The following is a 21,094-nucleotide window of genomic DNA, read 5'->3' on the forward strand; positions in this document are numbered from 1 at the left end:
CATTATTCCTGGCGCGCCTGGGCACCCTGGTTCAGGCGTGCGGTGTTGAACTCCTTCATGCGCGCCGCGTCGAAGGAACCGAGTGCCTTTACCTGCTCCGGCGTCGCCTGCAGCGTGACGGAGGTCAGACCCGGCTCCAGCGCCGCCGCTTTCCAGGCGACGGCGTAGGGGCCTTCGCCCTCCGGCTCCGGCGTCACCACGACGGCCTTGAGCGCGCCGTTGCGGTCGAACACCAGATCCTCCACCGTGCCGAAGAAGCCGGCTTCCGTCGCGTCGCCGGCGGTGTTGGCCGGCTGGCCGATCAGGGCGGAGACGCGCCAGTCGCCGGGGCGGCTGGCCGCCTGCTGCTGGCGCCGGATCAGGTCCAGCGTGTCGGGGCCGGCAACGGGATAGGCCAGGACGCCGTCCACCGATCCGGGCATCAACTGGTGCCAGGGCACGGTGAAACGCGCCTCGCCGACATCGAGCATGCCGCTGGCCTCGATCACCGCGCTTTCCAGCCGTCCGTCCGGGCCGACGACGAGATCCACCACCTGCCCAAGCTCCTCGCCGAGCAATCCCTCGACTTCGGTGCCGACGATCACGCCGGCCCGCCAGCCCTGGTAGAGCCGGGGGTAGGACGCCTCCGCGGTCCGCACCGTTTCGGCGGAGTGGGAGGGTTGTGCCTGGGCGGGTTGAGGAACGCCCAGGGTCAGGGACGTGGCGATGGCGAACGCGGCGAGGATGCCCGCCGAAGTGCCGCTGTAACGCATGGGTCTGTGCTCCCGATTGTGACGCGCGGTCCGTCAAAGGGAACATGGGGGGGTGCGTGGCGGTTCCGGAGGGAACTCCCCAGAGGTACGCCGGTTGCTGACCGGACAGGCCAACCGAGGAGTGATCCCATGGCAGGAAAGCTTGAGAAGAAGACCGTCGCCGTTCTGGCGACCGACGGCTTCGAGCAGGTCGAATTGACCGAACCGGTGAAGGCGCTGCGCAACGAAGGAGCCGAGGTGCGGATCGTGGCGCCCCAGGGCGGACAGATCCAGGGCTGGAACCACCATGACAAGGCCGACCGGGTGGACGTGGACGTCACGCTCGATCAGGCGGACCCCGGCAGCTTCGATGCGCTGGTGCTGCCGGGCGGCGTCATCAACCCCGACGCGCTGCGGCTGGAGCCCAAGGCCATCGATTTCGTGCGCAGCTTCGTCCAGTCGGGCAAGCCCATCGCCGCGATTTGTCACGGCCCCTGGACGCTGATCGACGCAGGCGGCGCCAAGGGCAAGCGCATGACCTCCTGGCCGTCGCTGAAGGCCGATCTCGGCAACGCCGGGGCGAATTGGGAGGACAGCGAGGTCGTCACCGACCAGGGTCTGGTGACCTCGCGCAAGCCCGACGATCTGCCGGCCTTCTGCCGCAAGATGGTGGAGGAGTTCGCCGAAGGCCGCCACGGCGGGCACCGCCACGCGGCGGAGTGACCGTGCACCCGTCCCCTCTCCCCTGCGCTGGGAGAGGGGACAAACTCTTCAGACGGACGCCAGCGGCGACAGTCCGTTCTGGATCGCCCACACCGCGGCTTGCGTGCGGTTCTGGGCGTTGATCTTACGCATCACGTTCTTGAAATGCATCTTCACGGTCGATTCCGTGATGTGCAGGTTGCGCGCGATGGCCTTGTTCGACTGCCCGGCGAGCAGGCAGCGCAGGATCTGGATCTCGCGCTTCGACAGCTCGTTGTTGGCGGGCTGGGCGCGCTCCGGCTGCGGACGCTCGCTGTTGGCGTTGGCGATCAGCAGGCTGGCGACGTGGGTGGGATAGACCACCTCGCCCAGCATGACCAGCTGCAGGGCGCGCAGCAGGGACTCGCTCGACATCGACTTGTTCAGGTAGGCGTCGGCGCCCGCCTTCAGCGACAGCGACAGCGTGCGGTCGGCGATGGCATCGGCCAGCACGGCGATGCGCGCGCTGGTGGCGGTGCGCAGGCGCTTAACCCCGCCGGCCTCGTCGTTCGTCGCATCTCCCAGGGCCACCACGATCAGGTCGGGCTGCACGCCCTGCGCGATGGCCGCCTCGGCGTCCTCCACCGTGACGGCATGGTGGCAGACGCGGAAGGGGCCGCCGCTGATGAGCGTTCCCAGCGCCGCCGAAAACAGCCGGTCATGGTCCACGAGCATGACGTTCCACGTTTTCATCGAAACTCCTCCGCGACGCCACCCGTGACGAGCAGCGCACAACGCCAATCGTTGTCCGTTTCGCCGGGGAAAAGGGAAAAAAGCCGCTTTTATTGTATCGAAAAAGCGTGCTTTACGCTGGTTGTCCCGATGATTTATACGGATGGTCAGGGAGCGGCGCAAGATGCTTGGAAGAAGCTCGATATGAATGAATCATAAATGGCTTCGAAACGATAGAAATTCGCATGGCGCTGCTCTGCAAAGTCCAAAAGAGGTATCTTTATACTTTTCCGCTGGACAGAAAGCCGGTCTGGTTCGGGCGTTTTTGTTTTCCGGAACGGCTTTCGGCGGCTTGATGGGGTAGCAAAGCAATGGAAGTTCAGCTGCAGACGCGCGGCAAGGAGCGGTCGGTGGCCGGCAGGGCGCAGACATTTCTGGTGGTGGACGACCACCCCCTGGTGCGGCACGGCTTCGCCCTCTCGGTGGGGGAGATCCACCCGGACGCGCAGGTGCTGGAGGCTGGCTCGCTGGACGAGGCGATGGCCATCGCCGACCGCACGCCGGATCTGACGCTGGTCCTGTTTGACCTCAATCTGGGTGACCGCAGCGGTCGTGACGGGGTGCGCCGCATGGTCGAGGTGCTGGGAAACCGCCCGCTTCTGGTCATTTCCGGGTCGGACGAGGTGGCGGACATCGTGGACAGCGTGCGGCTGGGGGCCAGGGGCTACATCCTGAAGACCAGCTCCACGGCGGTGCTGGAACACGCGATTTCCCTGGCGCTGACCGGGGAGACCTTCCTGCCGCTGCCGCGCGCCGTCCTGTCCGGCAACGTTGCGGCGGAGGCCGCGCGCCCCTCGGGCCAGATCCTCGACCGTCTGACCGACCGGCAGCGCGACGTGTTCCAGCTTCTGCTGGCCGGTCACTCCAACAAGGAGATCGCGCGGGAGCTGGGGGTGCTGGAAGGCACCGTGAAGGTCCATGTGCGGGCTATCATGCAGAAGCTGGGCGTGCGCAACCGCACCCAGGTCGCCGTGGTGGCCGCCCGCAGCGGATGCTTCCCCGAGGACGCCTGACCCCCTTCGGAGCGGTTTATCCATCCGAACCATGCCTTTATGGCTAGACGGCCGGCCCGCCATTGCGGCCTGCGGAGACTTTCCGGCACTATGACGGAAACGCCCGACAGGAGGGACAATGACGGGCTCTGTGCGTTTCGTGCTCGGCGGACGGGTGGTGGAGGTGCGGGACGCCGATCCCACCACCACGGTGCTGAACTGGCTGCGCGCCAACGGGCGCCCCGGTTCCAAGGAGGGCTGCGCCGAGGGGGATTGCGGCGCCTGCACGGTGGTGCTGGGCGATCTCGCCGCGGACGGGCGCGTCCGTTACCGCGCCGTCAACGCTTGCATCCTCTTCCTGCCGATGATCGACGGCAAGCTGCTGCTGACCGTCGAGGATCTGGCCGGCGAGGACGGGAAGCTGCACCCCGTCCAGGCGGCGATGGTGGACAAGCACGCCTCGCAATGCGGCTTCTGCACCCCAGGTTTCGTGATGGCGCTGTTCGCGCTTCACCATGACGGGCGCGCCGCGTCCGGCGGCCTGACCGATGGGGCAATCCACGACGCGCTGGCCGGCAACCTGTGCCGCTGCACCGGCTACCGCCCGATCCTCGACGCCGCCCGGACCATGGCGGCGGAGCGGAGCGACGACCGCTTCGACCGGGCGGAGGAGGGCATCGCCACGGTGCTGCGCTCCATCCAGCGCGATGGGGCCCTAACCATGACCCACGGCGCCGCCAGCTTCCACGCGCCGTGGAGCGTCGATGAGCTGGCCACCCTGTTCGCCGCTCATCCGAACGCCACGCTGGTGGCCGGGGCGACCGACGTCGGGCTGTGGGTGACCAAGCAGGGGCGCAACCTGCCCACGCTGATCCACCTCGCCCAGGTGCGGGAGCTTCGTCGGATTGATGAAGGGGCCGAAGCGCTGGAGATCGGCGCAGCGGTGACCTACACCGACCTGCTGCCGGTTCTGGAGCGCCGCCTGCCCGAGTTGGCCGCCCTGGTCACCCGCATCGGCGCGGCGCAGGTGCGCAACTCCGGCACGCTGGGCGGCAACGTCGCCAACGGCTCCCCCATCGGGGACAGCATGCCGGCCCTGCTGGCGCTGGGCGCCTCGCTGGTGCTGAACCGGGGTGGGGTGCGGCGGGAGCTGCCGCTGGACCGCTTCTACCACGGCTACCGCAAGAACGACCTGAAGCCGGGCGAGTTCGTCGAGCGCATCCGCATCCCCCTGCCGCGCGAGGGCCAGCGCTTCGCCACCTGGAAGGTGTCCAAGCGGCGGGACCAGGACATTTCGGCCGTCTGCGCCGCCTTCCTGCTGACGCTGGACGGGGAGGGGCGGGTGGCGGAGCTGCGCGCCGGCTACGGCGGCATGGCGGCGACCCCGGCCCGCGCCCCGGCGCTGGAGGCGGCGCTGGCCGGGCAGTCCTGGACGGCGGACGCGGTGGCGGCGGCCCTCCCGGCGCTCGACCACGACTTCCGCCCCATGACCGACATGCGGGCCAGCGACCGCTACCGGGCGCTGGTGGCGAAGAACCTGCTGATGCGCTTCCTTCTTCACACGACCGGGGCCGAGTTGCCCTCCTTGGAGGCCGTGCATGGCTGACGGCGGCACCATCCAACCGATCCGCGGTGGCGTCCACCGGGGCATCGAGCATGAAAGCGCCCGCAAGCATGTGATGGGCGCCGCGGCCTACACCGACGACATCCCGGAACTGCCCGGCACGCTGCACGTCGCGGTGCGGCTGTCGGAGCGGGCGCACGCGCGCATCCTGGGCATGGACCTGTCGCGGGCGAAGCAGGTGCCGGGGGTGCACGCGGTCCTCACCTACGCCGACGTTCCGGGGGACGGCGATATTGGCACCATCCAGCGGGGCGACCCCATCCTGGCCGACGCGCTGGTGACCTACGCCGGGCAGGCGGTGGTCGCCGTGGCGGCGGAGACGCTGTTGCAGGCCCGCGCGGCGGCGCGGCTGGTGGAGATCTATTACGAGGACCTGCCGGCGGTGCTGACCGCCGAGGCGGCGCTGGACAAGGGCAGCTTCGTTTCGCCGCCGCTGACCTTCCGGCGCGGCGACGCGGCGGCGGCGGTCGCCGGGGCGCCGCACCGGCTGACCGGCACGCTGGAGGTCGGCGGGCAGGATCATTTCTATCTGGAAGGCCACATCGCCTACGCCATCCCCAAGGAGGATGGCGACCTGCTGGTCCACTCCTCGACCCAGCATCCGGCGGAGGTCCAGCACGCCGTCGCCCAGGTGCTGGGGCGGCCGATGCACGGCATCGCCGTGGAGTGCCGGCGCATGGGCGGCGGCTTCGGCGGCAAGGAGAGCCAGCCGGCGCAGATCGCCGCCATCGCCGGCCTGCTGGCGAACGCGACGAAGCGGCCCGTGAAGTTCCGCCTGGACCGCGACGACGACATGCTGATGACCGGCAAGCGCCACGACTTCTTCGTGCGCTACGACGTCGGGTTCGATGATGAAGGGCGCATCCAGGGTCTGGAGATGGACCTCGCCGGGCGCTGCGGCATGTCGCTGGACCTGTCCAACGGCGTGGTGGACCGCGCCATGTTCCACGCCGACAACGCCTATTACCTGCCGGCGGCGCGGGTGACCGGGCATCGCTGCAAGACCAACACGGTGTCCAACACCGCCTTCCGCGGCTTCGGCGGGCCGCAGGGCGTCATCGCCATCGAGCATGTGGTGGACGAGATCGCCCGCGCACTCGGCAAGGACCCGCTCGACATGCGCCGCGCCAACCTTTACGGCGGGCCGGGCCGCGACACGACCCACTACGGGATGCCGGTGGAAGAGCCGGAGATCCTGGCCGAGCTGATGGACCGGATCGAGCGGGACGGCGACTACCGCCGCCGCCGCGAGGAGATCGACGCCTTCAACGCCCGCAGCCCGGTGCTGAAGAAGGGGCTGGCGGTGACCCCGGTGAAGTTCGGCATCTCCTTCACCGTCAAGCACCTGAACCAAGCGGCGGCGCTGGTCCATGTCTACACCGACGGCTCCATCCAGGTGAACCACGGCGGGACGGAGATGGGGCAGGGCATCCACACCAAGATGGCCCAGATCGCCGCCCAGGAGTTCCAGATCGACGTGGAGCGGGTGCGGGTCACCGCCAGCGCCACCGACAAGGTGCCGAACGCCCCGCCCACCGCGGCGTCGGCCGGCACCGACCTGAACGGCATGGCGGTGCGCATCGCCGTGGGGACCATCCGCGACCGGCTGGTGGCGTTCCTTGCCCAGCACTGCCACACCACGCCGGACAAGGTGGAGTTCCGCGACAACGCCGTCTTCGCCGGCAACCACGCCATGACCTTCGCGGAGGTGGCGAAGCTCGCCTGGCTGAACCGGGTGTCGCTGTCCTCCACCGGCCATTACGCCACGCCCAAGATCTGGTGGGACCGCGAGAAGTGCGAGGGGCGGCCCTTCTTCTACTTCTCCTGCGGCGTCGCGGTGACCGAGGCGCTGATCGACACGCTGACCGGCGAGTACAGCTTCCCCCGCGCCGACGTGCTGCACGACTGCTCCGGCAGCATCAACCCGGCCATCGACCTGGGGCAGGTGGAGGGCGCCTTCGTCCAGGGGCTGGGCTGGGTGACGTCGGAGGAGCTGTGGTGGGATGGCGAGGGGCGCTTGCGCACCCACGCGCCCAGCACCTACAAGATCCCGACCTCGCGCTCGCTGCCGGAGGATTTCCGGGTGGCGCTCTACACCGACCGCCCCAACCGGGAGGACACGGTGTTCCGCTCCAAGGCGATCGGGGAGCCGCCGCTGATGCTCGGCATCTCGGCGTGGCTGGCGCTGAAGGACGCCGTCGCGGCGGTGGGCGGCCACCGGCTGCCGGTGCGCCTCGACGCGCCCGCGACGCCGGAGCGCGTGCTGTTGGCCGTCGAGGATGTGAAGACTAGAATGGGTTCCGCTGGTGGCTGACGCGTTGATGAAAAAGGTCGCCGTGCACGGCGCGGCGACGGTGCGGTTCGAGCATCGCCATGGGGCCACGCGCCTCGCCACGCTCTACCACCACGACCCGCTGCGGGTGCTGCTGCCCGACCCGCGGGCGGGGGACCTGCCCATCGCGGTTCTGGTCACCACGTCGGGCGGGCTGGTCGGCGGTGACCGGCTGGACGTCGCCCTGTCGGCGGGGCCGGGGGCGGCGGCGCTGGTGACGACGCAGGCGGCGGAGAAGGTCTACCGTTCCGCCGGGCCGGACTGCCGCATCGACACCCGCGTGACCGTGGAGGCCGGCGCTTGGCTGGAATGGATTCCCCAGGAGGCCATCGTCTTCGAGGGCTCCCGCCTGCGCCGCCTGACCCGGCTGGAGTTGGAGGGCGACGCTCGCCTGATCGCCGGGGAGATGCTGGTCTTCGGACGCGCCGCCTTCGGCGAGACGGTGACCCGCGGCCTCGTCCGCGACGCCTGGGAGGTGGTGCGCGACGGCCGCCTCGCCTGGGCCGACGCCCTGCACATGGACGGCGACCTCGCCGAGACGCTGGCCCACCCGGCGGGCTTCGGCGGGGCCGGAGCCTGCGCCACGCTGCTCTACGCCGCCCCCGACGCCGCGACCCGGCGGGACGCGCTGCGCGCAGCGGCGGAGGGGATGGAGGGCGTGCGGGTCGGCGCCACCGCCTTCGACGGGCTGCTGGTCGTCCGCATCCTGGGCGGCGAGGCGCGGTCGGTGCGCGGTGCCTACGCGGCGCTGTGGTCGCACCTGCGCGCGGCGGCGGCTGGCTTGCCGACGCGCTTGCCAAGACTGTGGGAAGTCTAGGCGTGGACAATAGTATGCATGCATACTCATCGTCACAAAATATGACCCTGCTAAGTCTGGTAAATGTTGACTTCTGAGACTAGAATTCATAAACACGCGGCGCATCGAGGCGCCAAGGGGGTATCGGATGGACTCTTATCGGAAAAACGTTGAGCCATCGCCGGATGCTGTCGCGCTGGAAAACGTGCGCATGGGAAATGACAGCGAAGAGATCGACTATGCTGTGCGCATCATGCATATCGAAAACTCGCAAGCTTACCTGACCGCACGCTCCAAGCGTATGGCTGCTCGAATTGCGGAGAGCAATGCGAAAGAATGAGTGACCGGTTACCCGCTTCGGCGGACATGCGCCGCCAGTTCATCATCAGTTGCGGTCGGTCTGCGGTCACATCGTTGTCTGACGACCCGTTTGCTCCGATCTTTTTGGAAAATAGCCTTCATCTGGAGAGGCTCATTTCCGACTATGGGGTGTTGCGTCAGCAGTTCGTCCAGCGTCATGGCATGGCTTCAGGATTGCTCGCCAATCATAAGGTCGCAGCGCTCTATATTTGGCTTTTATCGAAAATTGATCCATCCTCCTTATTCTTGTTTCCAGCCAATGCACCGTTGGGAGTTCGTCGGCTTGCCTTGGTTAACATGATGCATGCCGTTGTCGTTGGAGCGCTCCAGATTCTTCCGGAGCGGGTCGATTCTGAACTCCAGGCCGATCTCGAATATTGCTTATTGAAGGAAACGCCGGAAAATCTGGAATGGCTGTGCTTTGCCATGCACGCCCTTTGCCGCTTGAGCGGTAAGGCTACAAACCTTAGGCGCTATTGAGCGGAACGATGCTCTGGCAGCCGCTTGGTTTGCCGGAATTTGAAACGATGCTCTTGGCGCACCGCAGCAACGTGGCATAATCCCGCCAACCCAATGGGAAGGCGGAGAGACAGCCCCATGAACCTGACACCGCGCGAGAAGGACAAGCTTCTCGTGGCCATGGCCGCCATGGTGGCGCGCCGCCGGCTGGAGCGTGGCGTGAAGCTGAACCATCCCGAGGCGGTGGCCCTCATCACCGATTACGTGGTGGAGGGCGCGCGGGACGGTCGCACCGTGGCCGAGCTGATGCGCGACGGCGCGACGGTGATCACCCGGGATCAGGTGATGGACGGCATCCCGGAGATGATCCACGAGATCCAGGTCGAGGCCACCTTTCCCGACGGCACCAAGCTCGTCACCGTCCACCAGCCGATTCGCTAAGGGGAGCCCCGATGAAACCCGGTGAAATCATCCCCGCCGCGGGCGAGATCGAACTCAACGCCGGCCGCGACACGGTGGAACTGGACGTCGCCAACGCCGGCGACCGCCCGATCCAGGTCGGCTCGCACTATCACTTCGCCGAGACGAACGGGGCGCTGACCTTCGACCGCGAGACGGCGCGCGGCTTCCGGCTGGACATCCCCGCCGGGACGGCGGTGCGCTTCGAGCCGGGGCAGACGCGCCGCGTGCGGCTGGTCGCCTATGCCGGCAACCGCGTGGTCATCGGCTTCAACGGCAAGGTCAACGGCAGCCTGTAAAAGGCGCCAGCGGAGGGCATCAGACAATGGCGCATCGCATCGACCGGGCCGAATACGCGGCTCTCTACGGCCCCACCGTGGGCGACCGTGTCCGGCTGGCCGACACCGACCTGATCGTGGAGGTCGAGAAGGACCACACCGTCTATGGCGAGGAGGTCAAATTCGGCGGCGGCAAGGTGATCCGCGACGGCATGGGGCAGGCCCAGACCTCGCGCCAGGGCGGCGCCGTGGACACCGTCATCACCAACGCGCTGATCATCGACCACTGGGGCATCGTCAAGGCCGACATCGGCATCACCGGCGGGCGCATCGCCGGCATCGGCAAGGCCGGCAATCCGGACGTCCAGCCGGGCGTGACCATCGTCGTCGGGCCGGGGACCGAGGTTATCGCCGGTGAGGGCAAGATCGTCACCGCCGGGGGCATCGACGCCCACATCCACTTCATCTGCCCGCAGCAGGTGGACGAGGCGCTGAACAGCGGCGTCACCACCATGCTGGGCGGCGGCACCGGCCCGGCGGCGGGCACGTCGGCCACCACCTGCACGCCGGGGCCGTGGCACATGGCCCGCATGCTCCAGGCGGCGGAGGGGCTGCCGATCAACCTCGGCTTCTTCGGCAAGGGCAACGCCAGCCGTCCCGACGCGCTCTTGGAGCAGATCGCTGCCGGCGCCTGCGGCATGAAGCTGCACGAGGATTGGGGCACCACCCCGGCGGCCATCGACACCTGCCTGACGGTGGCGGAGGAGACGGACATCCAGGTGGCGATCCACACCGACACGCTGAACGAGTCGGGCTTCGTGGAGAACACCATCGCCGCCTTCAAGGGCCGCAACATCCACGCCTTCCACACCGAGGGGGCGGGCGGCGGCCACGCGCCGGACATCATCAAGGTGGCGGGCCTGCCCAACGTGCTGCCCAGTTCCACCAACCCGACGCGGCCCTTCACGGTGAACACGGTGGACGAGCATCTCGACATGCTCATGGTCTGCCACCACCTGTCGCCCCGCATCCCGGAGGACGTGGCTTTCGCCGAAAGCCGCATCCGGCGCGAGACCATCGCGGCGGAGGACATCCTGCACGACCTCGGCGTCTTCTCGATGCTGAGTTCGGACAGCCAGGCCATGGGCCGGGTCGGCGAGGTGATCATCCGCACCTGGCAGACCGCGCACAAGATGAAGGTCCAGCGCGGGCGTCTGGCCGAGGAGACGGGCGAGAACGACAACTTCCGCGTCAAGCGCTACGTCGCCAAATACACCATCAACCCGGCCCTGTCGCACGGCATCGCCCATGTCGTCGGCTCGGTCGAGGTCGGCAAGCTGGCCGATCTGGTCGTCTGGTCGCCGGCCTTCTTCGGCGTGAAGCCGGACATGGTGCTGAAGGCCGGGACCATCGCGGCGGCGCTGATGGGCGACCCCAACGCCTCCATCCCGACGCCGCAGCCGGTGCATTACCGCCCGATGTTCGGCGCCTACGGCCGCGCGATGCAGGCCAGCTCCCTGACCTTCGTCAGCAAGCTGTCGCTGGAGAACGAGGCGCTGCGCTCGCTCGGCCTGCGGCGCGAGCTGGTCGCGGTGACGGGGGTGCGGGCGATCGGCAAGAAGCAGATGATCCACAACGATTCCACACCCCACATCGAGGTCGATCCGGAAACCTACGAGGTGCGCGCCGACGGCCAGCTCCTGACCTGCGAGCCGGCGGACGTGCTGCCCATGGCGCAGCGGTACTTCCTGTTCTGAGGCGAGAATGGAACATTTCCCTCTCCCGCCCCGGGAGAGGGTGCCCGCGAAGCGGGCGGGTGAGGGTCGTTCGAGGATCAGGGCGCCGATCCTTGTCGGCATTCTCACCCTCCCACCGCTTCGCGGTGGGTCCCTCCCTCTCCCGGGGCGGGAGAGGGAATTCGAGGCAGAGGGTGAAGCGTTCGTGATTGGTGTCTTCGATTCCGGGCATGGCGGTCTGACGGTGCTGCGCGCGCTGGTGGCCGCCGCTCCCGGGCGTCCCTTCGTCTATCTCGGCGACCATGCCGCCGCTCCCTATGGTCCGCGCAGCGAGGAGGACATCTACCGCCTGACGGTCCAGGGGGTGGAGCGGCTGTTCGCCGAGGGCTGCGGGCTGGTCGTCCTGGCCTGCAACACGGCGGCGGCGGTGGCCCTGCGGCGGATGCAGCGGACGTGGCTGCCGGTGGCCCATCCGGGCCGCAACGTGCTGGGCGTCCTGGTGCCGATGGTCGAGGCGATCACCCGTGTGCCCTGGATGCAGGACGGCCCCGCCGCCGACTGGCGTCCGGAGCCGCGGACGGTCGGCGTCTTCGCCACCCCGGCCACCGTCGCGTCGGGCTCCTTCCCGCGCGAGATCGGCAAACGGGCGCCCGACGTGCGGGTGGTGCAGCAAGCCTGCCCGGATCTCGTCCCGCTGATCGAGCGGGGGGCGGGGGACGCGGAACTGGCTCCGGCGGTGCGCGGCTATGTGCGGGCGCTGCTGGAGCAACTCGGCGGCCAGCCGCTGGACGCGGCGGTGCTCGGCTGCACCCATTACCCGCTGGTGGCGCATCTGTTCGCGGAGGCGCTGCCGCCGGGGGTGGAGGTGCTGTGCCAGCCCAGTCTGGTCGCCCGCTCGCTGGACAACTACCTGGAGCGCCACCCTGAATACGCCCCGGCCCCATCCGCGGGCGAGGCGGCGGGGGCCCTTCGTTTCTTCACCACGGGAGCGGCGGAACCGGTCGGCGCCCTCGCGGGACGTTTCTTCGGCCGGCCCACACCCTTCGAACGGCTTTCTCCATGACCGACACGCTCCGCCGCGCCACCCGAGTCCACGCCCGCGGCCATTGGCCCGCCGAGCGCGAGGCCGGCACGGTGACCCTCGCCTTCGACGACCGCCACCGGCGGCGCATGGTGATGACGGACGATGCGGGGGCCGACTTCCTGCTCGACCTGCCGCGCGCGGTCGCGCTCGACCATGGCGACGGGCTGGAGCTGGGCGGCGGCGCCTATCTGCGCGTGGTCGCCGCCGACGAGGAGCTGATGGAGGTGCGCTGCGGCGGCGGGACGGAGGGCTTCGCCCGCATCGCCTGGCACCTGGGCAACCGCCACCTGCCGGTGCAGATCGTCGGCGAGACCATCCGCCTGCGCCGCGACCATGTGATCGAGGACATGCTGAAGGGATTGGGGGCCAGCGTCGCCGCCATCCACGCGCCCTTTGCGCCGGAGGGCGGGGCCTACTCGGGGCAGGGGCATGGCCACTCGCACGGCCATGACCATGGGCATGACCACGACCACAACCACGATCATGGTCATTCGCATTCCCACAGCCATTCCCATTCTCATGGGCACTCTCATTCCCACGGGCATTCGCATGACTGAGGGCGCTTGCCCCCTCCCTAACCCTCCCCCGCTTCGCGAGGGAGGGGATCTGGCCCTCCCCTGCGCAGCGGGGGAGGGAGGGACCCGCGAAGCGGGGGGGTGGGGGCCCGTCTCGGCCACCCACCTCACCAAGCTCCTCGCCTGGCTGTCGCCGTCCTTCCCGGTCGGCGGCTTCTCCTACAGCCACGGCATCGAGGCGGCGGTGGAGCAGGACCTCGTCCGCGACCGCGACACGCTGGCGCTGTGGATGGACGGCATCCTGCGCCACGGCGCCGGGCGGACCGACGGCATGCTGTTCGCCACCGCCCACCGCGCCGTTCTGGCGGGCGACGAGGCGGCCTTCGCTTGGGCGGTCGAACGCGCCGACGCCATGCGCGCCTCCTCGGAAACCGCGCTGGAAAGCCGCGCGCAGGGGCAGGCGTTTCTGATCGCCGTGCGCGCCGCCTGGCCGCTGGAGGGGATGGAGCGCTGGGACCGGGTGATCGCCGACAGCGGCCGCCCGGTCGCCTACGCCGTCGCGGTGGCGCTGGCTGCCGCGTCGATCGGCGTGCCGGAAGGCCCCGCCCTGTCGGCCTATCTGCACGCCGTCGCCGCCAACCTCGTCTCCGCCGGGGTGCGGCTGGTGCCGCTGGGTCAGACGGACGGGCAGAAGGCCCTGGCGGCGCTCGATTCCGTGGTGCACTCTGCGGCGGAGGCCGCGTTGGCTGCCCCGCTCGACGATCTGGGCAGCCGCGCCATGGCCGTCGATTGGACCTCCATGATCCACGAAACCCAATACACGAGGTTGTTCCGCTCATGACCGCCCCGATTTCCAAGAGCCATGGTGGCCCCCTGCGCGTGGGCATCGGCGGGCCGGTCGGCTCCGGCAAGACGGCGCTGACCGACGCGCTGTGCAAGCGCATGCGCGACGATTGGGAGGTCGCGGCGATCACCAACGACATCTACACCAAGGAGGACGCCGAATTCCTCACCCGCTCCGGCGCGCTGAAGCCGGACCGGATCATGGGGGTGGAGACCGGCGGCTGCCCGCACACGGCGATTCGCGAGGATGCCTCGATCAACCTCGCCGCCGTCGACGAGATGAACCGCAAGTTCCCGAACCTCGACCTGATCTTTGTGGAATCGGGCGGCGACAATCTGGCGGCCACCTTCTCGCCGGAACTGGCGGACCTGACCATCTACGTCATCGACGTGTCGGCGGGCGACAAGATCCCGCGCAAGGGCGGGCCGGGCATCACCCGGTCGGACCTGTTGGTCATCAACAAGATCGACCTCGCCCCGCTGGTCGGCGCCAGCCTGGAGGTGATGGATCGCGACGCCAGGAAGATGCGCGGCGACCGGCCCTTCGTCTTCACCAACATCAAGACGGGGCAGGGGGTGGACGCGGTCCAGTCCTTCATCGTTCAGCGGGGCGGGTTGCCGCTTCCGGGCTGATCACTTCGCAGAAGAAGCATTCGCGGAACCTCCGTCTTGGCCGTGCTGTTTTCCCCGCGTGAGACGCACACGCATGGAAACCAAGCCGGAGGCACCCACGATGAAACGCCTGCTCCTCAGCGCCGCCATGATCGCGGGGGCGCTCGGGCCTTGGCCGGCGCTCGCCGAGACCTGCCCGGAGGGGGTGAACCGGCTGGGCCAGCGCATCGGCGCGCTGGAGGCCGCCGGCAACCAGTCCCCGGCGTCCATCAGCCCGCAGGAGATCGGCCAGCTCCGCGCCCTGCGCCAGACCGCCGAGCGCGCCGGGCAGCGGGCCGGCGAGCCGGCCTGCCAGACCATCCTGAGCGAGGCCGACGCGCTGCTGCGCGCGGTCGAGCATCCGCGCGTGGTCGCCGCCGACGACCTGTCGAAGGCCAAGCTGCACAACGCCAGCGGCGAGGAGATGGGCTCCATTTCGGAGCTGGTGGTCGATCCGAACACCGGGCGCGTCGCCTACGCCGTGGTCGAGGCCGGCGGCTTCCTCGGGCTGGGCGAGCGCAATTTCCCGGTTCCGTGGGCGCTGATCCAGCCAGCACAGGCCGGTGACGGCTATGTGCTGAACGTCACGAAGGAGCGGCTGACCGCGGCGCCCCAATTCACCCGCTCCAACCGCCCGGACATGTCGGACCGGCAATGGGCGGTGGCGCTGCACACCTATTACGGGGTCCAGCCTTATTGGATGCGCGACGGTGCGGCCCTCGCCGCGGTTGGTATGCCGGAGGGCGGTGCCGCGGGCTCGCCGCAGCTCCAGTCGGAGGTGCAGCGCCTGTCGCAGGAGGTGGACCGGCTGAACCGCGAGCTGTCGCAGGCGCGGACGCTGGCCGATACGGCCCGCAAACCCGGAGGGGCGGCGCAGCCGGGATCGTCCGGATCGACGGGCGGCGCACCGGCGCCGGACCAGGGCGGGTCCACGCCGCCCGCTCCGCAGCAGTGACCATAAAAAGGGATCGAGGAGAGCAGCGATGGCGATGACGAGCCAACAGGGCATGGGCAGCCGCAACGCGGCCCTGCCGGACGATCTCGAACGCATGATCAACGTCGGGCACACCGAACGCCTGGTGTCGCTGGTCGGCGGCGGACTTCTCGCCGTGCTCGGGCTGCGCCGCCCGACCGTCGGTGGGGCGGCGCTGGCTTTGGCCGGCGGCGCCCTGGTCGCCCGCGGGCTGACCGGCTATTGCCCGGCCAAGGCGATGATGGAGGATTGGAGCGGCCATCACGGGGCGGGCACCCCCGCCGAGGACGTGGACCAGGGTGTCCATCGGTATTCCCGCCATCCCGGCGATATTTACGACGATGCCGACGAGAAGGAGAAGGTGGACGAGGCGTCGATGGAGTCTTTCCCGGCCAGCGATCCGCCGTCCTTCACCCCCGGCGCCGTTTGATCGTCCTGAAACCTGTGACAAAGGCCCTTCCACATGGAAGGGCCTTTGTCTTTGTTGCGGGTCCTGCAATGAGCGCGCAAGAAAGGAGTATGAAGCGCCGCTGCGGACTTCGCGTCTTCGCTGTGTGAAGGCTGTGTTACGGATAAACAAAGCGATAATGTCGGATATATTGCGACTTTAACAAGTTGCCTATGACCTTCGATTGCATTATGGTGCGTTGCACAATTCGAGTGATCCGATCTGGCGCACTCTGAATCCGGCCACCTTGCAATCCGGGAAAGCCAGCCTATGACCACGATCATCCCCGCCGCCGCCACCCTTGAAGGCAAGAAGGGCCTCGTGCTCGGCATCGCCAATGATCAGTCGATCGCGTGGGGCTGCGCCCGCGCCTTCCGCGCTCTGGGCGCGGATCTCGCGGTCAGCTACCTCAACGACAAGGCGAAGCGCTTCGTCGAGCCGCTGGCCCAGCAGCTCGAAGCGGAGATCTTCGAGCCGGTGGACGTCACCGGCGAGGGTGAGCTGAAGGCCATCTTCGAGAAGATCGAGCAGAAGTGGGGCAAGCTGGACTTCGCGCTGCATTCCATCGCCTTCGCCCCGAAGGATGATCTGCACGGCCGCGTCGTCGATTGCTCGCGCGAGGGCTTCCAGATGGCGATGGACGTGTCCTGCCACTCCTTCATCCGCATGGCCCGCTACGCCGAGCCGCTGATGAAGGACGGCGGTTCGCTGTTCACGATGTCCTACTTCGGCGCCAACCGCGTGATCGACAATTACGGCGTCATGGGTCCGGTCAAGGCCGCCCTGGAAGCCAGCGTGCGCTATCTGGCGGCGGAGTTGGGCCCGAAGGGCATCCGCGTCCACGCCATCTCCCCCGGCCCGATCAAGACCCGCGCCGCCTCCGGCATCGCCCATTTCGACGAGTTGATGGAGAAGGCCGCGGAGCGCGCGCCGGAGCAGCGCCTCGTCACCATTGAAGAGGTCGGCTACACCACCGCCTTCCTGGCGACCGACGGCGCCAAGGGCATCACCGGCAGCACCACCTATGTGGATTGCGGCTATTCGATCGTCGGCTGACCGAGCGGTCATCTACCAATAAGTTGGGGCGGCTGATCGTCGCCTCATCTTCATAAAGTCGATGTGAAGGTAGGCGGAAACATGACGTTTCCCCTGCCTTTTCACGTCTTTGTTTTGGTGCGGCAAAATGCCATGTGACGATCGTATGCGTTCGTTTTGTAGAAAATGCGCCCATAATGCAGGCAAAGGCCGCTGGTCGCGGAGTCGGCGGTAACAAGGGGCGCGGCGTCTGGTATTTACGGTTCCTTGACGGTTTGCGCACCTTGATCTTCAGTTGCGCAGATACGGCGCGCTTCCCTTCAATGCGGTGGCTTTCGGCGGAATGGCCCGGTGGCCGCGGAAGACAGGGTGCGGAGGGTTCATGAGTGTCATTACGTGGAGGCGGCAGCTCAGCGTCGGCCAGCCGTCCATCGACGAAGATCACAAGCACCTGATCGAGTATCTGAACGAACTGGACGCCGCGCTGAATTCGCGCAGCTTCATGCCGGTGCGCGTTGCCAAGATCCTCATGAAACTGCTGGAATACACCCAGCAGCATTTCGCCCGCGAAGAAAAGATCATGCAGGCCGTGCATTACCCGAAGTTCGAGGAGCATGTCCGTCAGCATCACGAGGCGGTGCGGACGCTGAGCGAACTGTCCGCGGTCTTCACGCGGGATCCGACGCATCAGAACGCCGAGCGGATCTACACCTTCACCGCGAACTGGCTGGTTCACCACATCATCATGCAGGACACGCAGCTGACGCCCTATGTGCGGGGCGTCTGGGTCTGAGGGCTGGGCATTGCGTTACAGGAAGGCGCTGCGCCGCCGGCCGGCGGCGTTCTCCCACGCCCACTCGACGACAAGGCTCAGCAACCGCTCCAGCGTCGGACGCAGCTGGCGCGCCGACTCCTCGCGGAAGCCGAAGGGGGCCTCCTCGTCCATATAGGTGAGCTGCGACAGTTCGAGCTGGATCGAATGGATGTTGTCGGCGGGATTGCCGTAGCGGCGGGTGATGAAGCCGCCCTTGAACCGCCCGTTCTGCACGGATGAAAAGCGTCCGGTCGCGGTGAGCACGTTCATCACCCGGCCGACCAGCGCCGGCGAGGCGCTGGTCCCTTCCGCCGTGCCCAGGCTGAAGTCCTGAATCTGCCCGTCGAAGAAGCGCGGCACGCGCGACCGGATGGAATGGGCATCGAACAGCACCGCCACGCCGAAGCGTTCCTTCAATGCCTGAAGCTCACCGTTGAGCTGTTCATGATAGGGGCGCCAATAGGCGCCGATCCGCCGCCGCACCTCCGCCGCGTCCGGTTCCTGCCCCGGTCGGTAGACCGGCTGGTGATCGAAGGTGGTGAGGGGACAGAGTTCGGTGCTGCTGGCGCCGGGGTCGGGAAGGGCGCTGTCGGGATCACGGTTGAGGTCGATCACGTAGCGCGAGAGGATGGGCTTCAGGAAGCCGACGCCCAGCGCCGGGGCGAAGTGATAGAGCCGGTCGAGATGCCAGTCGGTGTCCGGCACCGCCAGGGCGGAGTCGGTCATGGTGGCCGCGATGTCCGGCGGCACCACGGTGCCGACATGCGGGATGCTGAGCAGGACGGGGGTTTCCCCCGGCTGGAAGCGGAACGTCTCCATGCCAACACCCTTTGTTTCCTGGCCCGATTCTTCAAGCCATTCGTGCAACAACGGTTTGATGCGCCGCAGCATGATCGGAACTATGCGGCGCAACCGGCATGGCGGTCAAATCCTAATGCGTATTTGTTATAAAGGCTTCAACGAGTTGTGGCGACCCGAGCCTCCGCAACCGGAGCCGCCTCAGGCTTCCAGGTCGCCTTCGCTTTCCTCCGCCACATGGTCGACCATGTCGGACAGGACGCGCCGGATGTGCTCGTCGGTGATCAGGTAGAAGACACGGTTGCCGCGCCGTTCCGCCTGGATCAGCCGCCCCGCCCGCAGCAGGCGGAGATGATGGCTGACCAGCGACGGCGACAGGCCCAGCGCCGCCGCCATGTCGCCGACCGAGGTCGAGGTGTCCAGGCAGGCCAGGATGATGCGCAGTCGGCTGGGGTCGCTCATCAGGCGGAACATGTCGGCCAGTTCGGTGGTCTGGTCTTCGGACAGGCGAAGATGCGCCGGCCTGTCCTTCGGTGCTGACCCTTTTTGCATGCCGCGTTGGTTCCCGCTGGTAAGGTTTTTATCGGTTACGGCGTTTTATCGGTGGTTGCCGCCCTTTACAAAGTATAGGCCGGAAGCCGCGTCAATCCCATAGGGCGGCGAAACGGTCATCGAAGTCGATGGGCGGCGCCCTCTTCCGTATGGCCTATCGCTCGCCTGTTGACCTTGGGCGAAGGCTCGGGAACAATTCGGCCACAAGCACGACTGTCTGGGACAAAGGTCGCACAGCATGCCTTCAACGATCGAATGAACGAGATCGAATGAACGGTCGAACAAACGACCGGAACGGGCAGGATCAAGGGGGAGGACAGCCATGACGTCGCGCCGACAGGTTCTGCTGCCGCTCGCGCTGGCCCCGGTGGCCGGCTGGGCAATCTGGGCCATCAACGCCAGCGAACCCACGCACCCCGCCGGACCATTCCACCTGCCGCTGGACGACACCACGGCTCTGTGGCGGGATCTGGTGCAGGTCCGCATGGAAGGGCCGGCGGCCAATCCGGTCTTCCCGACGCGGGTCAAGGCGTTGGAGGGCAAGCTGGTGACGGTGCGCGGCTTCATGGTGCCGCTGAGCGACGCGCCGGCCCACAACCGCTTCATCCTCGCCGCCAACCCCGTTTCCTGCCCGGCCTGCCATCGGCCCAGCCCTTCCACCATGCTGCACGTTCACAGCCAGATCCCGGTCCGTGAGTCGCAGGCCCCGGTGTTGATGACCGGCACGTTGCGGCTGAATCCCCTGGAAGGCCTGTTCTACCGTCTCGACCGAGCCGAGCTGCGCTACGCCTGATTGTTGCGGTTCGGATCGCCTGTTCCATTTCTTGCTGTGTCGTGAAATTCTGCCGCCTGTGCTGGTCGGACCGATGGCGGGGAACGCGTGGCCGGAAAGGGAGTGGCGCTGTGGCGTGCCGCCGGGTTGTTCCTGGCGCTCGTGCTGTATGGCCTGCTGAGCGCACCCGCCCCGGCGGAGATCCGCTTCGCCGAAGCAATGATCGGTGCACTGCTGGTTCTGGGCGTCGGACTGTTGCGTCCCTTGTCGGTGGCGACGGGCCACGCGTTGCTGGAGCGCGATTCGCCGTCTTGGGAGACGCCAGCGGTGCTGGCGCTGGCGGTTCTTCTGTGGTGCCCGCTGCTGCGCGGTGTCTGGCTCGACTGGGCGCCGGGTGACATGGTGCGCGATGTGGTGCCGCTTTTTTACCTCTTTCTTCCCGTGCTTCTGGTGCCGATGCTGCGCTCCGCTTCCGACTGGGCGGCGGGGCTGCTGGCCGGCGGTCTGGCGGTGGCCGGTGTCGGCTTCGCCTTGCGTTGGTGGAAACAGGCGGACTGGGGCTTCGGCGCCATCGGCGTCCGCGCGATGGCGGACGGCGGCGTCTATCTGCTGAACGCGCCCTCGGTCCTGTTCGCGGCCATCGCGTTGCCGGCCTTCGGAGTCGGGGCGCTGGCGCAGGGCGGCTGGCCGCGCCGCGCCGCCGGCATGGCCGCGATCTTGGGCGGCCTGTTGTGCCTGGCGGCGCTGGCCGGAGCGGTGCACCGGATGGCGCTTGGGCTTGCCGCCATGGCGTTCGCCGCCCTGGGATTATGGTGGCTGCGCCGATCGCCGCTGGCCGGGGTGGGGTTGGGGGTGGCGGCGCTGCTGGTGGTGGCGCTGTTTCATGAGGCGCTGGTTGGCGCTCTGGGACAGGTGGCGGAGAAAACCCGGCTGGCCGGGGCGAACACCCGGTGGGAGGAGGCGGAGGCCGCGCTCGGGCAAGCTCTGTCCTCCCCGGCCGCTTTTCTGTTCGGGCAGGGTTGGGGCGCGCTTCTTGCCAATCCGGCGGTGGGCGGGTGGCGGGTGTCTTACACCCACACGCTGGCGACCTACGCCCTAGCGAAGACCGGGGTGGTTGGCCTGATCGCCCTGATCGCCTATCTGGGCGGTTTGGCGCCGCGTGCGCTGGCTCTCCTCCGCGCCGACCCCGCGCTCGGCTGGGCGGTGTTGGCGCCGCTGCTGATGGCGCTCGGCCTGCACACCAGCTTCAAGTATCTCGACACCGGCCTCCTGCTCACCTTGGCGGCGCTGGCAGCGGAGCGTGAGAAGCGGTTGCCCAAGCGCTGACGGAAATGCATACTCATGCGTGCTCCGCCAACGATGAAGTCGT

At 67.9% G+C, this 21,094-nt stretch carries 24 protein-coding genes; 20 read left to right on the plus strand and 4 right to left on the minus strand.

Features of this window, described 5'->3' with window-relative positions; all coding sequences use genetic code 11:
• Window positions 1-2 precede the first annotated feature (2 nt).
• The gene (locus tag ACFPMG_RS33720) at window positions 3-752 is read right to left on the minus strand and encodes a PRC-barrel domain-containing protein (protein ID WP_377000336.1); all 750 of its coding nucleotides are present in this window, start codon (window positions 750-752) and stop codon (window positions 3-5) included.
• 129 nt (window positions 753-881) lie between these two features.
• Here ACFPMG_RS33720 and ACFPMG_RS33725 point away from each other — a divergent pair, with 129 nt between their 5' ends.
• Window positions 882-1,454, plus strand: coding sequence for a type 1 glutamine amidotransferase domain-containing protein (locus ACFPMG_RS33725; RefSeq protein WP_377000338.1), 573 nt, complete (start codon window positions 882-884; stop codon window positions 1,452-1,454).
• A gap of 48 nt (window positions 1,455-1,502) precedes the next feature.
• On the opposite strand, the gene ACFPMG_RS33730 is transcribed toward ACFPMG_RS33725, so the two are convergent.
• A complete protein-coding gene (locus ACFPMG_RS33730) occupies window positions 1,503-2,165 on the minus strand; it encodes a LuxR C-terminal-related transcriptional regulator (RefSeq protein ID WP_377000340.1) in 663 nt (220 codons plus the stop codon).
• 350 nt (window positions 2,166-2,515) lie between these two features.
• Between ACFPMG_RS33730 and ACFPMG_RS33735 the strand changes: the two genes are divergently transcribed.
• From ACFPMG_RS33735 to ACFPMG_RS33815, 17 genes are all read left to right on the plus strand, one after another.
• Complete coding sequence (locus ACFPMG_RS33735) at window positions 2,516-3,217, plus strand: LuxR C-terminal-related transcriptional regulator (RefSeq protein WP_377000342.1); 702 nt, start codon at window positions 2,516-2,518, stop codon at window positions 3,215-3,217.
• 118 nt (window positions 3,218-3,335) lie between these two features.
• Complete coding sequence (gene xdhA / locus ACFPMG_RS33740; protein WP_377000344.1) at window positions 3,336-4,802, plus strand: xanthine dehydrogenase small subunit; 1,467 nt, start codon at window positions 3,336-3,338, stop codon at window positions 4,800-4,802.
• Complete coding sequence (gene xdhB, locus ACFPMG_RS33745) at window positions 4,795-7,134, plus strand: xanthine dehydrogenase molybdopterin binding subunit (RefSeq protein WP_377000346.1); 2,340 nt, start codon at window positions 4,795-4,797, stop codon at window positions 7,132-7,134. Before xdhA ends, xdhB begins: the two co-directional genes overlap by 8 nt.
• 7 nt (window positions 7,135-7,141) lie before the next feature.
• Window positions 7,142-7,969, plus strand: coding sequence for an urease accessory protein UreD (locus ACFPMG_RS33750; RefSeq protein ID WP_377000348.1), 828 nt, complete (start codon window positions 7,142-7,144; stop codon window positions 7,967-7,969).
• Between the two features lie 127 nt (window positions 7,970-8,096).
• On the plus strand, window positions 8,097-8,288 hold the full coding sequence (locus ACFPMG_RS33755; protein WP_377000350.1) for a hypothetical protein: 192 nt from the start codon (window positions 8,097-8,099) through the stop codon (window positions 8,286-8,288).
• Window positions 8,285-8,788, plus strand: coding sequence for a hypothetical protein (locus tag ACFPMG_RS33760; protein ID WP_377000352.1), 504 nt, complete (start codon window positions 8,285-8,287; stop codon window positions 8,786-8,788). The genes ACFPMG_RS33755 and ACFPMG_RS33760 overlap by 4 nt, the downstream gene beginning before the upstream one ends.
• A 117-nt stretch (window positions 8,789-8,905) precedes the next feature.
• Window positions 8,906-9,208 carry an urease subunit gamma gene (locus ACFPMG_RS33765; RefSeq protein ID WP_014240308.1) on the plus strand — a complete coding sequence of 101 codons (303 nt, stop codon included), beginning with the start codon at window positions 8,906-8,908 and terminating at the stop codon, window positions 9,206-9,208.
• A gap of 11 nt (window positions 9,209-9,219) precedes the next feature.
• Window positions 9,220-9,525 carry an urease subunit beta gene (locus tag ACFPMG_RS33770; protein WP_014240309.1) on the plus strand — a complete coding sequence of 102 codons (306 nt, stop codon included), beginning with the start codon at window positions 9,220-9,222 and terminating at the stop codon, window positions 9,523-9,525.
• 26 nt (window positions 9,526-9,551) lie between these two features.
• Window positions 9,552-11,261, plus strand: coding sequence for an urease subunit alpha (gene ureC, locus ACFPMG_RS33775; RefSeq protein WP_183182024.1), 1,710 nt, complete (start codon window positions 9,552-9,554; stop codon window positions 11,259-11,261).
• 184 nt (window positions 11,262-11,445) lie between these two features.
• Entirely contained in the window at window positions 11,446-12,303 is an 858-nt protein-coding gene (gene murI / locus ACFPMG_RS33780) for a glutamate racemase (RefSeq protein ID WP_377000355.1), read from the plus strand.
• On the plus strand, window positions 12,300-12,881 hold the full coding sequence (gene ureE, locus ACFPMG_RS33785; RefSeq protein ID WP_377000357.1) for an urease accessory protein UreE: 582 nt from the start codon (window positions 12,300-12,302) through the stop codon (window positions 12,879-12,881). Before murI ends, ureE begins: the two co-directional genes overlap by 4 nt.
• Window positions 12,874-13,680: an urease accessory protein UreF gene (locus tag ACFPMG_RS33790; protein WP_377000359.1), complete on the plus strand. Its 807-nt coding sequence runs from the start codon at window positions 12,874-12,876 to the stop codon at window positions 13,678-13,680. Before ureE ends, ACFPMG_RS33790 begins: the two co-directional genes overlap by 8 nt.
• A complete protein-coding gene (gene ureG, locus ACFPMG_RS33795) occupies window positions 13,677-14,315 on the plus strand; it encodes an urease accessory protein UreG (RefSeq protein ID WP_035673506.1) in 639 nt (212 codons plus the stop codon). Before ACFPMG_RS33790 ends, ureG begins: the two co-directional genes overlap by 4 nt.
• A gap of 100 nt (window positions 14,316-14,415) precedes the next feature.
• The gene (locus ACFPMG_RS33800) at window positions 14,416-15,288 is read left to right on the plus strand and encodes a PRC-barrel domain-containing protein (protein WP_377000361.1); all 873 of its coding nucleotides are present in this window, start codon (window positions 14,416-14,418) and stop codon (window positions 15,286-15,288) included.
• Between the two features lie 28 nt (window positions 15,289-15,316).
• Window positions 15,317-15,736 (plus strand): YgaP-like transmembrane domain, encoded by a 420-nt coding sequence (locus tag ACFPMG_RS33805; RefSeq protein ID WP_377000363.1) that lies wholly within the window; start codon window positions 15,317-15,319, stop codon window positions 15,734-15,736.
• 288 nt (window positions 15,737-16,024) lie between these two features.
• The gene (gene fabI / locus ACFPMG_RS33810) at window positions 16,025-16,810 is read left to right on the plus strand and encodes an enoyl-ACP reductase FabI (RefSeq protein ID WP_014240318.1); all 786 of its coding nucleotides are present in this window, start codon (window positions 16,025-16,027) and stop codon (window positions 16,808-16,810) included.
• A gap of 361 nt (window positions 16,811-17,171) precedes the next feature.
• Entirely contained in the window at window positions 17,172-17,582 is a 411-nt protein-coding gene (locus ACFPMG_RS33815) for a bacteriohemerythrin (protein ID WP_237903660.1), read from the plus strand.
• 15 nt (window positions 17,583-17,597) lie between these two features.
• On the opposite strand, the gene hutG is transcribed toward ACFPMG_RS33815, so the two are convergent.
• A complete protein-coding gene (hutG, locus tag ACFPMG_RS33820) occupies window positions 17,598-18,422 on the minus strand; it encodes an N-formylglutamate deformylase (RefSeq protein ID WP_377000366.1) in 825 nt (274 codons plus the stop codon).
• A gap of 180 nt (window positions 18,423-18,602) precedes the next feature.
• Window positions 18,603-18,953 carry an ArsR/SmtB family transcription factor gene (locus tag ACFPMG_RS33825; protein ID WP_377000368.1) on the minus strand — a complete coding sequence of 117 codons (351 nt, stop codon included), beginning with the start codon at window positions 18,951-18,953 and terminating at the stop codon, window positions 18,603-18,605.
• Window positions 18,954-19,275: 322 nt separating this feature from the next.
• Here ACFPMG_RS33825 and ACFPMG_RS33830 point away from each other — a divergent pair, with 322 nt between their 5' ends.
• Window positions 19,276-19,746 (plus strand): hypothetical protein, encoded by a 471-nt coding sequence (locus tag ACFPMG_RS33830; RefSeq protein WP_377000370.1) that lies wholly within the window; start codon window positions 19,276-19,278, stop codon window positions 19,744-19,746.
• A gap of 87 nt (window positions 19,747-19,833) precedes the next feature.
• Window positions 19,834-21,051 carry a hypothetical protein gene (locus ACFPMG_RS33835; RefSeq protein WP_377000372.1) on the plus strand — a complete coding sequence of 406 codons (1,218 nt, stop codon included), beginning with the start codon at window positions 19,834-19,836 and terminating at the stop codon, window positions 21,049-21,051.
• Window positions 21,052-21,094 lie beyond the last annotated feature (43 nt).

Origin of the sequence: Azospirillum himalayense, assembly GCF_042657465.1 — a bacterium.
In the GTDB taxonomy this organism is placed as follows: Bacteria; Pseudomonadota; Alphaproteobacteria; order Azospirillales; family Azospirillaceae; genus Azospirillum; species Azospirillum himalayense.

Coding starts and splice junctions, on each gene's coding strand:
- ACFPMG_RS33770 (WP_014240309.1), top strand. CDS start 9,220: ATGAAACCCGGTGAAATCATCCCCGCCGCGGGCGAGATCGAACTCAAC.
- ureG (WP_035673506.1), top strand. CDS start 13,677: ATGACCGCCCCGATTTCCAAGAGCCATGGTGGCCCCCTGCGCGTGGGC.
- ACFPMG_RS33730 (WP_377000340.1), bottom strand. CDS start 2,165: ATGAAAACGTGGAACGTCATGCTCGTGGACCATGACCGGCTGTTTTCG.
- ACFPMG_RS33760 (WP_377000352.1), top strand. CDS start 8,285: ATGAGTGACCGGTTACCCGCTTCGGCGGACATGCGCCGCCAGTTCATC.
- ACFPMG_RS33825 (WP_377000368.1), bottom strand. CDS start 18,953: ATGCAAAAAGGGTCAGCACCGAAGGACAGGCCGGCGCATCTTCGCCTG.
- ureE (WP_377000357.1), top strand. CDS start 12,300: ATGACCGACACGCTCCGCCGCGCCACCCGAGTCCACGCCCGCGGCCAT.
- ACFPMG_RS33725 (WP_377000338.1), top strand. CDS start 882: ATGGCAGGAAAGCTTGAGAAGAAGACCGTCGCCGTTCTGGCGACCGAC.
- xdhB (WP_377000346.1), top strand. CDS start 4,795: ATGGCTGACGGCGGCACCATCCAACCGATCCGCGGTGGCGTCCACCGG.
- fabI (WP_014240318.1), top strand. CDS start 16,025: ATGACCACGATCATCCCCGCCGCCGCCACCCTTGAAGGCAAGAAGGGC.
- ACFPMG_RS33755 (WP_377000350.1), top strand. CDS start 8,097: ATGGACTCTTATCGGAAAAACGTTGAGCCATCGCCGGATGCTGTCGCG.
- ACFPMG_RS33750 (WP_377000348.1), top strand. CDS start 7,142: ATGAAAAAGGTCGCCGTGCACGGCGCGGCGACGGTGCGGTTCGAGCAT.
- ACFPMG_RS33720 (WP_377000336.1), bottom strand. CDS start 752: ATGCGTTACAGCGGCACTTCGGCGGGCATCCTCGCCGCGTTCGCCATC.
- ACFPMG_RS33830 (WP_377000370.1), top strand. CDS start 19,276: ATGACGTCGCGCCGACAGGTTCTGCTGCCGCTCGCGCTGGCCCCGGTG.
- ureC (WP_183182024.1), top strand. CDS start 9,552: ATGGCGCATCGCATCGACCGGGCCGAATACGCGGCTCTCTACGGCCCC.
- ACFPMG_RS33805 (WP_377000363.1), top strand. CDS start 15,317: ATGGCGATGACGAGCCAACAGGGCATGGGCAGCCGCAACGCGGCCCTG.
- ACFPMG_RS33790 (WP_377000359.1), top strand. CDS start 12,874: ATGACTGAGGGCGCTTGCCCCCTCCCTAACCCTCCCCCGCTTCGCGAG.
- ACFPMG_RS33815 (WP_237903660.1), top strand. CDS start 17,172: ATGAGTGTCATTACGTGGAGGCGGCAGCTCAGCGTCGGCCAGCCGTCC.
- xdhA (WP_377000344.1), top strand. CDS start 3,336: ATGACGGGCTCTGTGCGTTTCGTGCTCGGCGGACGGGTGGTGGAGGTG.
- ACFPMG_RS33765 (WP_014240308.1), top strand. CDS start 8,906: ATGAACCTGACACCGCGCGAGAAGGACAAGCTTCTCGTGGCCATGGCC.
- ACFPMG_RS33800 (WP_377000361.1), top strand. CDS start 14,416: ATGAAACGCCTGCTCCTCAGCGCCGCCATGATCGCGGGGGCGCTCGGG.
- hutG (WP_377000366.1), bottom strand. CDS start 18,422: ATGGAGACGTTCCGCTTCCAGCCGGGGGAAACCCCCGTCCTGCTCAGC.
- ACFPMG_RS33735 (WP_377000342.1), top strand. CDS start 2,516: ATGGAAGTTCAGCTGCAGACGCGCGGCAAGGAGCGGTCGGTGGCCGGC.